This window comes from Sphingomonas bacterium (assembly GCF_903644055.1).
GTDB lineage: Bacteria > Pseudomonadota > Alphaproteobacteria > Sphingomonadales > Sphingomonadaceae > Sphingomonas_I.
In genome coordinates this window covers 1-9,210 of sequence record NZ_CAHJXD010000097.1, presented here as the reverse complement: position 1 = coordinate 9,210, position 9,210 = coordinate 1, and the positions used below count along the sequence as shown (strand labels likewise).

Annotated in this window: 9 protein-coding genes; 3 read left to right on the top strand and 6 right to left on the bottom strand. The window is 69.8% G+C overall.

Going from position 1 to position 9,210, the window contains the following annotated elements:
- Nucleotides 1–141 precede the first annotated feature (141 nt).
- Nucleotides 142–1,767: an ATP-binding protein gene (locus tag HUU94_RS04165; protein WP_174273850.1), complete on the top strand. Its 1,626-nt coding sequence runs from the start codon at nucleotides 142–144 to the stop codon at nucleotides 1,765–1,767.
- 193 nt (nucleotides 1,768–1,960) lie between these two features.
- Here HUU94_RS04165 and argC read toward each other — a convergent pair whose 3' ends face one another.
- From argC to rimO, 5 genes are all read right to left on the bottom strand, one after another.
- Nucleotides 1,961–2,893, bottom strand: coding sequence for an N-acetyl-gamma-glutamyl-phosphate reductase (argC, locus tag HUU94_RS04160; protein WP_174273849.1), 933 nt, complete (start codon nucleotides 2,891–2,893; stop codon nucleotides 1,961–1,963).
- The gene (locus tag HUU94_RS04155; RefSeq protein WP_174273848.1) at nucleotides 2,890–3,792 is read right to left on the bottom strand and encodes a C40 family peptidase; all 903 of its coding nucleotides are present in this window, start codon (nucleotides 3,790–3,792) and stop codon (nucleotides 2,890–2,892) included. The genes argC and HUU94_RS04155 overlap by 4 nt, the downstream gene beginning before the upstream one ends.
- Nucleotides 3,749–4,111 (bottom strand): MarR family transcriptional regulator, encoded by a 363-nt coding sequence (locus HUU94_RS04150; protein WP_254601929.1) that lies wholly within the window; start codon nucleotides 4,109–4,111, stop codon nucleotides 3,749–3,751. Before HUU94_RS04150 ends, HUU94_RS04155 begins: the two co-directional genes overlap by 44 nt.
- A 107-nt stretch (nucleotides 4,112–4,218) precedes the next feature.
- Nucleotides 4,219–5,613: a leucyl aminopeptidase family protein gene (locus tag HUU94_RS04145; protein ID WP_174273847.1), complete on the bottom strand. Its 1,395-nt coding sequence runs from the start codon at nucleotides 5,611–5,613 to the stop codon at nucleotides 4,219–4,221.
- Between the two features lie 233 nt (nucleotides 5,614–5,846).
- Complete coding sequence (rimO, locus tag HUU94_RS04140; RefSeq protein ID WP_174273846.1) at nucleotides 5,847–7,196, bottom strand: 30S ribosomal protein S12 methylthiotransferase RimO; 1,350 nt, start codon at nucleotides 7,194–7,196, stop codon at nucleotides 5,847–5,849.
- 51 nt (nucleotides 7,197–7,247) lie between these two features.
- Between rimO and HUU94_RS04135 the strand changes: the two genes are divergently transcribed.
- A complete protein-coding gene (locus HUU94_RS04135) occupies nucleotides 7,248–8,348 on the top strand; it encodes a DUF3089 domain-containing protein (protein ID WP_174273845.1) in 1,101 nt (366 codons plus the stop codon).
- Nucleotides 8,349–8,428: 80 nt separating this feature from the next.
- Nucleotides 8,429–8,635, top strand: coding sequence for a hypothetical protein (locus tag HUU94_RS04130; protein WP_174273844.1), 207 nt, complete (start codon nucleotides 8,429–8,431; stop codon nucleotides 8,633–8,635).
- Between the two features lie 40 nt (nucleotides 8,636–8,675).
- On the opposite strand, the gene HUU94_RS04125 is transcribed toward HUU94_RS04130, so the two are convergent.
- A partial coding sequence (locus HUU94_RS04125; protein ID WP_174273843.1) for a murein hydrolase activator EnvC family protein occupies nucleotides 8,676–9,210 on the bottom strand: 535 nt, incomplete at its 5' end.

Sequence of the window (9,210 nt, the reverse complement as noted above, 5' to 3'; positions counted from 1 at the left end):
GCGGGCAGCGCGGCGAGAAATGTCCTGCGGCGCATGGCGGCCCTCCCTCTTGTTCCGCTTGGTATAGAGTGCACAAGACCGCGCGCAAACGCAAAGACCCGGCGGATAGAGTCTTAAGCTTTACCCCTTAGGCACCGCCCCATGGGACTTTATGAACCGCAGCCCGCACCCGGCACCGCCTCGCGCGCCGCGATCGGGCGCATCCTCGAGGTCGCGGGATCGGGCGCCTTTTGCAGCCTCGACGCGCGGATGCTCGCGCTGCTCGCGGCGGACGGCCCCGCGCCGCCCGGATCGATCGGCAGCCACGTCAAGCTCAAGGTCGGCGCGCGCTGGGTGATCGCGCAGGTGCGCAGCCTCAAGCGGGTCGAGGCCGATGGCGACCTGATCCTCGCCGGAATCGATTTCGTCGGCGAAGGCGAGTGCGGCGGGGAGGATGGCGACGCGCTGTTGCGCTTCCGGCGCGGGGTCACGCATCTGCCGCTGCCCGGCTGCGCGCTCCACGCCGCCGACGAGGCCGACCTCGCGGCGGTGTTCGCGACCGGCGAGACCGCGCATGTCCGGATCGGCACCGTCCACGCCAGTCAGGCGATCCCGGCGGCGCTGTATATCGACAGCCTGCTCAGCCGCCATTTCGCGATCCTGGGCTCGACCGGCACGGGCAAGTCGAGCGCCACCGCGCTCGTCCTCCACCGCATCTGCGAGGCGGCGCCGCACGGTCATGTGCTGATGATCGATCCCCATGGCGAATATGGCGCGTCTTTCCGGCACACCGGCGCGGTGTTCGACGTCACCAACCTCGCCATCCCTTATTGGCTGATGAATCTCGAGGAGCATGCCGAGATCTTCGTCACCGCGCGCGGGACCGAGCGGCAGGGCGACATCGACATCCTCGCCAAATGCCTGCTCGCCGCGCGTGGCAGGAACCGCGCCGCCGACGGCCTCGTGCGGCTCACGCCGGACAGTCCGATCCCCTATCTGCTCTCGGACCTCTCGCAACTGCTGACCGCCGAGATGGGCAAGCTCGACAAGGGCGGCGTCGGCCTCGCCCCCTACCAGCGGCTCCGGGCGCGGATCGAGGAGATCAAGGCCGATCCACGCTATGCCTTCATGGTTTCGGGCATGCTGGTGGCGGACAGTATCGCGCCCTTCCTAACGCGGATGTTGCGGCTGGGCGACGAGGGCAAGCCGATCGCGATCGTCGATCTTTCGGCGGCGCCGTCGGAGGTGACGCCGGTGCTGGTGGCGCTGCTCGCGCGGCTCGTATTCGATCATGCCCTGTGGTCGCGCGGGGCGGATGCGCGCCCCGTGCTGCTCGTTTGCGAGGAGGCGCATCGCTACATCCCCGCCGACGCCGATACGCCCGCGCGCCGCGCGCTCGAACGGATCGCCAAGGAGGGGCGCAAATATGGCGTCGGCCTCGGCCTCGTCTCGCAGCGGCCGTCCGATCTCGCCGAGGGCGTGCTCTCGCAATGCGGCACGATCATCGCGATGCGGCTCAATAATGAGCGCGACCAGGCCTATGTCCGCTCCGCCGTGCCCGAAGGCGGCCGGGGGCTGATCGATGCCGTGCCCGCGCTGCGCAACCGCGAGGCGGTGGTGGTGGGCGAGGGCATCGCCGTACCGACGCGGATCGTCTTCGACGCGCTGGAGCCCGACAAGCTGCCCGCCTCGCGCGACCCCTCGTTCGCGGGCGACTGGAGCCGGCCGGGGCACGATCCCGCGCGGCTCGACCGCACGATCGCCCGCTGGCGCGCGCAGGGACGGTAGGTCTGTCATACTCTCGTCACCCCGGCCTTGAGCCGGGGTCCCGCTTCTTCTCCAACGTTGGCGGGCAGCGGGACCCCGGCTCAAGGCCGGGGTGACGTTCGGCTTGAACAGGACAGCCTCCAAGGGTCAAATTCGGGCAGGTTTGCGCATCATGATGGTCCCCTGCCAGGGGAGAATCATCTGCCCCCCCAAACTACAGCCGCAGCCCCGCGGTCTCGGGCAGCCCCGCCATCAGATTGAGGTTCTGCACCGCCGCGCCGCCCGCTCCTTTGCCGAGATTGTCGAGCGCCGCGATCAGCCGCGCCTGGCCGTGGCGGTCCTCGCCGAACACGAACAGCTCGATCCGGTCGGTCCCCGCCTGCCGCTCGACGAACAGTTCGGCGTGCGGATCGCGGTTGAGCGTGACGGTGGCGCTGCCCGCATAAGCGGCCGCCAGGCAATCGCGCAGCCGCACGACGCTGCCCCCCGCCTGGCCGAGGTGGATCGGCACCTCGACGATCATGCCGCGATAGGTGTTGACCACAGCGGGCAGGAAGACCGGCGCATGCGCCAGCCCCGCATGCGCGCGCATCTCGGCGACATGCTTGTGGCCGAGGCCGAGGCCATAAGCGCGGAAGGCGGTGTCAATATGCTCGGGATCGCGCTCATCTTCGAACCGCGCGGCCAGCGCCTTGCCGCCGCCCGAATAGCCCGACACCGCATTGACCGAGAGCAGCGCCCCGGGATCGAGCAGCCCGCCCCGCACCAGCGGGCGCACCAGCGCGAGGAAGCCGGTGGGGTAGCAGCCCGGATTGGCGACGCGCTTCGCCGCCGCCACCGCTTCGCGCCCGCCGGGCTCGAGTTCGGGAAAGCCGTAGACCCAGCCGGGGGCGGTGCGGTGCGCGGTCGAGGCATCGATCACGCGCGTTTGCGGATTTTCGATCAGCGCCACCGCCTCGCGCGCGGCCTCGTCGGGCAGGCAGAGGATCACGACGTCGGCGGCGTTGAGCGCCTCGGCGCGCGCGTCCGCATCCCTGCGCCGTTCCTCCGACAGCCGGATCAGCGTGATATCGCCGCGCCCCGCCAGCCGATCGCCGATCTCGAGCCCGGTGGTGCCGACCGCGCCATCGATGAACACGCTGGTCATGCCAGCCGCCTGCGCGCGACGATCGGTTCGGGAAGGTCCGGCGCCAGCCGCGCGACCACGTCGGCCAAGGGCTCGCGGACGACCGCCATCCATAAGGCGGTGGCATGCAGCAGGGTCGCCTCGTCGGCCATCATTCCGACATGGCCGGGAAAGAAGATCAGGTCGCCGCGCCGCAGCGGCGCCTCGGGCGCCAGCGCCGCGCCCAGGCTTTCGCGCTGCTGGTCGCTGTCGCGCGGCGCGGCGACGCCGGCGAAGCCGAGCGCGATCTGGACGAGGCCCGAGCAATCGATCCCGCCCGCCCCACGCCCGCCCCAGAGATAGGGAAGGCCGAGCAGCCCTTCGGCGACCCCGACCGGATCGGCGGCGGTCGCGCTGATCGGCTGCGCATGGCGGACGTGGACATATCCCGCGCCGCACGCGAGAAAGTCACCCTCGCGCTTGGCTTCGAAGCGCGCGCTGATCGGCCAGGTCGCCACGACCGGCGCCTTGATATCGGGGCGGGCAAAGACCGGCGCGAGCATCGCGGTAACGCGATGGTCGGGCGCGGGCATCGCCGCCAGCGCGGCGCGCGGCAGATAGCCGACATAATCGTCGTGCAGGCATCGCCCCCACGCCCAATCCCCCGACAGATCGAGCAACGCGAAGCTCTCGCCGCGTAGCAACTGCGATGTCGCGCGCGCATCGTCGCTCGGATCGCCCCGCAGCATCACTTGATCGGATTCGACCCGGCAATCGACCGCACGCGCGTAATGCGGCGCGAACAGCGCGCCCGCCAGGCCGACATCGGCGATATCCCGCCGATAGGCGTGCGTGCGCGGGTCGGGAAGGCAGGACGGCCCGGTCAGCCGGAAGCGGTCAGGCCACCGCGCGCTTGAGGTGGCGGCCGGGCCCGGGCGCATCGTCGCCGTCAATGAGCTCGCCGAAGCCTTCAAGGAATTTCGCCCCTATATCGGTGTGCGCGATGAAGATGTTGCGGCGATCCGCCTCGTCGCGCTCGCGGCGCAGATAGCCGAGCGCGCCCAGCGTGTTCAAGGCGCGCGTCACCACCGGCTTGGAGACGCCGAGCGATTGCGCCAGCCCGCGCACGGTATGCGGCCCGGTGGTGAGATAGACCAGCAGGAGGAGCGCCATCTGGCGGTTGGTGAGATCCGGTTTTCCCGACCGCACATAGCCCACCAGCGTCTGCATCCATCCCGACAGCGTCGTATCGTGCACCATTGGAGACCGCCTCTCGAACCAAACCATCCCCCGACGCTGTGGAAAAACACAGAAGCGACGCGATCGTTTCATTCCCGGCCTGACGAATGCGATTCAGTTGGGCTTGGTCAGGCAGGCCGGGCGTAGCGCGCCTGGAGTAGCGCCCACGCGGCCCGCAGGCCCAGCGCCTCCCCGCCCTTGGGCCGGCCCGGCCTGGCGGCGGGGTTCCACGCGAAGGTATCGAGATGCGCCCATGGCACGCCGGGGGCGACGAAGCGCTCGAGGAACAGCGCCGCGGTCACCGATCCCGCGAAGCCGCCGCTGCCAGCATTGTTGATATCCGCCAGCTCCGATTTAAGCATTTCGGCATAGGGCTTCCACAACGGCAGCCGCCACATCGGATCGCCGACCCTGTCGCCCGCCGCGATCAGTTCGGCGGCAAGCGCATCGTCATTGCTGAACAGAGCGGGCAGCTCCGGCCCCAGCGCCACGCGCGCGGCGCCGGTCAGCGTCGCGAAATCGATCAGCAGTTCGGGCGGTTGTTCCTCGCAGGCGCGCGTCAGCGCATCGGCGAGCACCAGCCGCCCCTCGGCATCGGTGTTGCCGATCTCGACATGGAGCCCCTGGCGGCTGTCGAGCACGTCGCCGGGGCGGAAGGCGTCGGCGGAAATGGCATTCTCGGCGGCGGGGATCAGCAGGTGGAGCCGCACCGGCAGGCGCGCCGCCATGATAAGCTGGGCGAGCGCGAGGGCATGCGCGGCGCCGCCCATGTCCTTCTTCATCAGCAGCATGCCCGAGGACGGCTTGATATCGAGCCCGCCCGAATCGAAGCAGATGCCCTTGCCGACGATCGCGATGCGGGGATGCGCGGGATCGCCCCATTCGAGCTCGATCAGCCGGGGCTGGCGGTGGTGCGCGGCCGCGCGGCCGACCGCGTGGATCATCGGATAGCCTTCGGCCAGATCCTCGCCCTGCGTGGTCCTGACGATCGCGTGGCCGATCGCGCCGATCTGCTCGACAGCCCGCGCGAACTCGACCGGGCCGAGATCGGCGCTCGGCGTATCGATCAGATCGCGGACCAGCGCGGTCGCCTGCGCGATGCGGACGATCCCGTCGATCCGCGCGACGTCGCCGGTCAGCAATACGCGGGGCGGGTTGGGCCTGGGTTCGCGGCGATAGCGATCGAAGCGGTGCTGCGCGAGCAGCCAGCCGAGCGCGCTTTCTGCCGCCGCGCCCGCCGCCAGACGATAGCTGCCCTCGGGCAATTTCGCGGCGGCGCCCGCCAGCGACCAGGGCGTGAGCGGCTCGTCCGCGCCGATCGCCACCGCCCAATCCTCGGGCGTCTCCCCGGGCAGGATCGCAAGGCTCCCCGCCTCGCCCTCGAATTTCGCCGCAGAGAGCAGCGCGCGCACAGGCGACGGCTGGTCCTTCAGCCACTCACCGAAACCGCTCTTCGAGACGAGGTGAAGCGCATGCGCCGGCTGGCCGCGATCGGGCTGCAACAAGGAGGAGAGAGCGATCATCATGGCTCCTTAGAGGGCGCACGGTTGGCCTGTGAACAATAAGCCGCAAGCCTCCTTTTCGGGAAGTGCTCGCGCGCGGGCTTAGGACCGATCGGCACTCGACGATTTGGACGGACGTGGCCCCAAACGACCGTCACCCCGGCCTTGAGCCGGGGTCCCGCTTCTTCTTCTACGTCGGCAGGCAGCGGGACCCCGGCTCAAGGCCGGGGTGACGAGAGTCAACAGGACAGGCGCTAGGCGACCGGCACCCCGAATAGATCATGGTCGTCGGCGTCCTCGATCAGCACGCGCGCGAAATCGCCCGGGGCGAGGCCCGGCGCATCGCGCAGATGCACTTCGCCGTCGATCTCCGGCGCATCGGCCTTGCCGCGCCCGGTGGCGCCGCCCTCGCCATCGGCGAGATCGACGATCACGTCGAGCGTGCGGCCGATCTTCGTGCGAAGCTTGGCGGCGGATATGGCGGCTGTCCTTTCCATCAGCCGGGCGTAGCGCTCCTCCTTCACCGCCTCGGGCACATGGCCGGGCAGATCGTTGGCGGCGGCGCCTTCCACGGGCTCAAACCGGAACGCGCCGACGCGATCGAGCTGCGCCTCGTCCAGCCACTGGAGCAGATAGTCGAAATCCGCCTCGGTCTCGCCGGGAAAGCCGACGACGAAGGTCGATCGGATCGCGATGTCCGGGCAGATGCCACGCCAGCCCGCGATCCGCTCCAGCACCTTGGCTTCGTTGGCGGGGCGCTTCATCGCCTTGAGCACCGAAGGCGCGGCATGCTGGAACGGAATGTCGAGATAGGGGAGCACCAGCCCCTCGGCCATCAGCGGGATCACCCGATCGACGTGGGGATAAGGATAGACATAGTGGAGGCGAACCCACGCCCCGAGCCGGCCGAGGTGACGGGCGAGGTCGGTCATGTCGGCGCGGACCTCGCCGCCACGCTTGAGCGGATAGGTGGCGTGCCGCAGATCGAGCCCGTAGGCGGACGTATCCTGGCTGATCACCAGCAGCTCGCGCGTTCCCGCCGCGACCAGTTTCTCCGCCTCGCGCAGGATCGCGTCGGGGCGGCGGCTGACGAGATCACCGCGCAGCGCGGGGATGATGCAGAAGCTGCAACGATGGTTGCAGCCCTCCGAAATCTTGAGATAGCTGTAGTGGCGCGGCGTCAGCTTGAGATCGGTCTGCTCCACCGCGCCGCCCGGCACCAGATCGAGATAGGCCGAGGGCAGCACCGGCGCGGCGGCGTGCACCGCGCCCACCACCTGCTCATATTGATGCGCGCCCGTTACCGCGAGCACCTGCGGAAAGCGCGCGCGGATCGTCTCGGCTTCCTTGCCCATGCAGCCGGTGACGATCACGCGGCCGTTCTCGGCGATCGCCTCGCCGATCGCCTCGAGGCTTTCCTCCTTGGCGCTGTCGAGGAAGCCGCAGGTGTTGACCAGCACGACGTCCGCGCCCGCATAATCGGGCGACATCGCATAGCCGTCGGCGCGCAGCCGGGTGAGGATACGCTCGCTGTCGACGAGGTTCTTGGGGCAGCCCAGGGAAACCATGCCGACTTTCGGGCGGGGGGGAAGTACGGTAGCCATGAGCGAGCGCGCACATAAGCGGGAACGGCGCGCATTGCGAGGGGACGGCCGATGCGACGGATCGTGGTGGCAGTGGCGGGAATGATCGCCTGGACGGGATTGGTCGCGCAGGCGCCGACACCTCCGGTCGCGGCAACCGCTACGGCGATCGATTACGCCGGTCCCGCGACCTGGCTGTGCCGTCCGGGCGTCGACGACGGCACCTGCTCGGCCGATCTCGATGCGGTGGCGATCGATGCCAGGGGCGCGCGGTCGCCCGCGCCCTACATCGCCGCCAAGGCGCCGCCGATCGATTGCTTCTACGTCTACCCCACCGTGTCGCTCGATCCCGGCACGTTCAGCGACATGGCTCCGGGCCCGGAGGAACGGCGCACGGTGCATGCGCAGGCGGCGCGGCTGGGATCGGTGTGCCGGCTGTTCGTGCCGGTCTATCGCCAGTTGACGATCACCGCGCTGCGCCGCGAGATGGCGCGGGCGGACGCCGGCAAAGCCGCGCTCGATTTCGACACGCCCTATCGCGACATTCTCGCCGCATGGCGCGCCTATCTCGCGCGCGACAACAAGGGCCGGGGGGTGGTGCTGATCGGGCATAGCCAGGGCGCGATCATCCTCAAGCAACTGCTGGCCGAGGAGATCGACGGCAAGCCCGCGCAGCGCCGTCTGGTCGGCGCCTATCTGGCGGGCAATCCCGATCTCACCGCCTCCAGCCTGCGCGCCATCCCGCCTTGCCGCAGGCTCGGGGCGACGGGCTGCGTCACCGCCTGGTCGAGCTATCGCGATGCGGACGCCAGCCGACGTGTGTTCGGTGCCGGCAAGCCGGGCGACGCGGCGCTCTGCGTCAATCCCGCGGCGCCCGAGGGCGGGCGCGGGATGATCGAAGCCTATCTGCCCAGGCCCTCGCTCGCGCCGGCGAGCGATCCGCCCTACGTCGAGACGATCGGGCAGCTCAGCGCCGAATGCGTCGCCGATGGCGCGGGCACGGTGCTGCGGATCAGGATCGAGCCCGGCGCTTATGCCGATCTGCTCGGGGTGGCGCTCGATCGCATGGCTTCGGCGGGCGGATGGGGGCTGCATTCGCTCGACATCAATCTGGTGCAGGGCAATGTCGTCGCGATGATCGCCGCACAATCGGCGGCGTGGGGCCGGCGATAAGATCGCCGCCGGAACAAAAGTTCCTGTCGAACGCTCGCTTCACGCCCGGCCCGACCGGGTGCCTTCAAGGGAGAGCAAGCGTGAACAAGATCGCCCTGATCGCCGCCGCAACCATCGCGGCAATCGCCGCGCCGGCCATGGCGCAGACGGTCACGACGCGCACGACCACGGTCCATCGCGAGACCGGCTATCATACCCCCGTAGTCGTCGTTCGCCAGCATCGCCGCAAGGTCTGCACGGTGCGGACGTACAACCATCGCAAGGTACGCCGCTGCGCCTGGCGCTGATCCGGCGCGTCGGGCAGCCCCCCGAGGCGGGCGCGATCCCTTACGGCAGCCAGTCGATCGGATTGACTGGCCGCCGCCCCTCGCGGATCTCGAAATGGAGCTGCGGCTCGCTGACCGATCCGGTCGATCCGACCGAGGCGATCGGCTGGCCGCGCGTCACCGCCTGACCGCGCTTGACCAGTAACGCGCCCGCGTGCCCGTAAAGCGTGATCCAGCCGTTGCCGTGGCGGATCAGCACGACCTGCCCGAAACCCGGATAAGTCGCCGCATAAGCGACCGCGCCATCGGCGGCGGCGGCGATCGTCGCGCCCGTCCTGGCCTTGATGTTGATGCCGTCGTTGCGACCGCCATTGGCGAGCGGGCCGAATGGGCGGAGGATCCTGCCCTTGAGCGGCCAGGCGAAGCGCCCGGCGAAATGCGTCTCGGGCTCGGCGATCGGCTCCGACGCCGCCACCCTAGGCGCGGGCGAGCGCACCGGGGCGACCGGCCTCGCGGCGGGCGCCAGCGCGGGCTCGCTGCCCGTGACGAGATCGTCGAGGTCCAGCTTGAACGCGGCGGCGCGCTGCTCCAGCGTG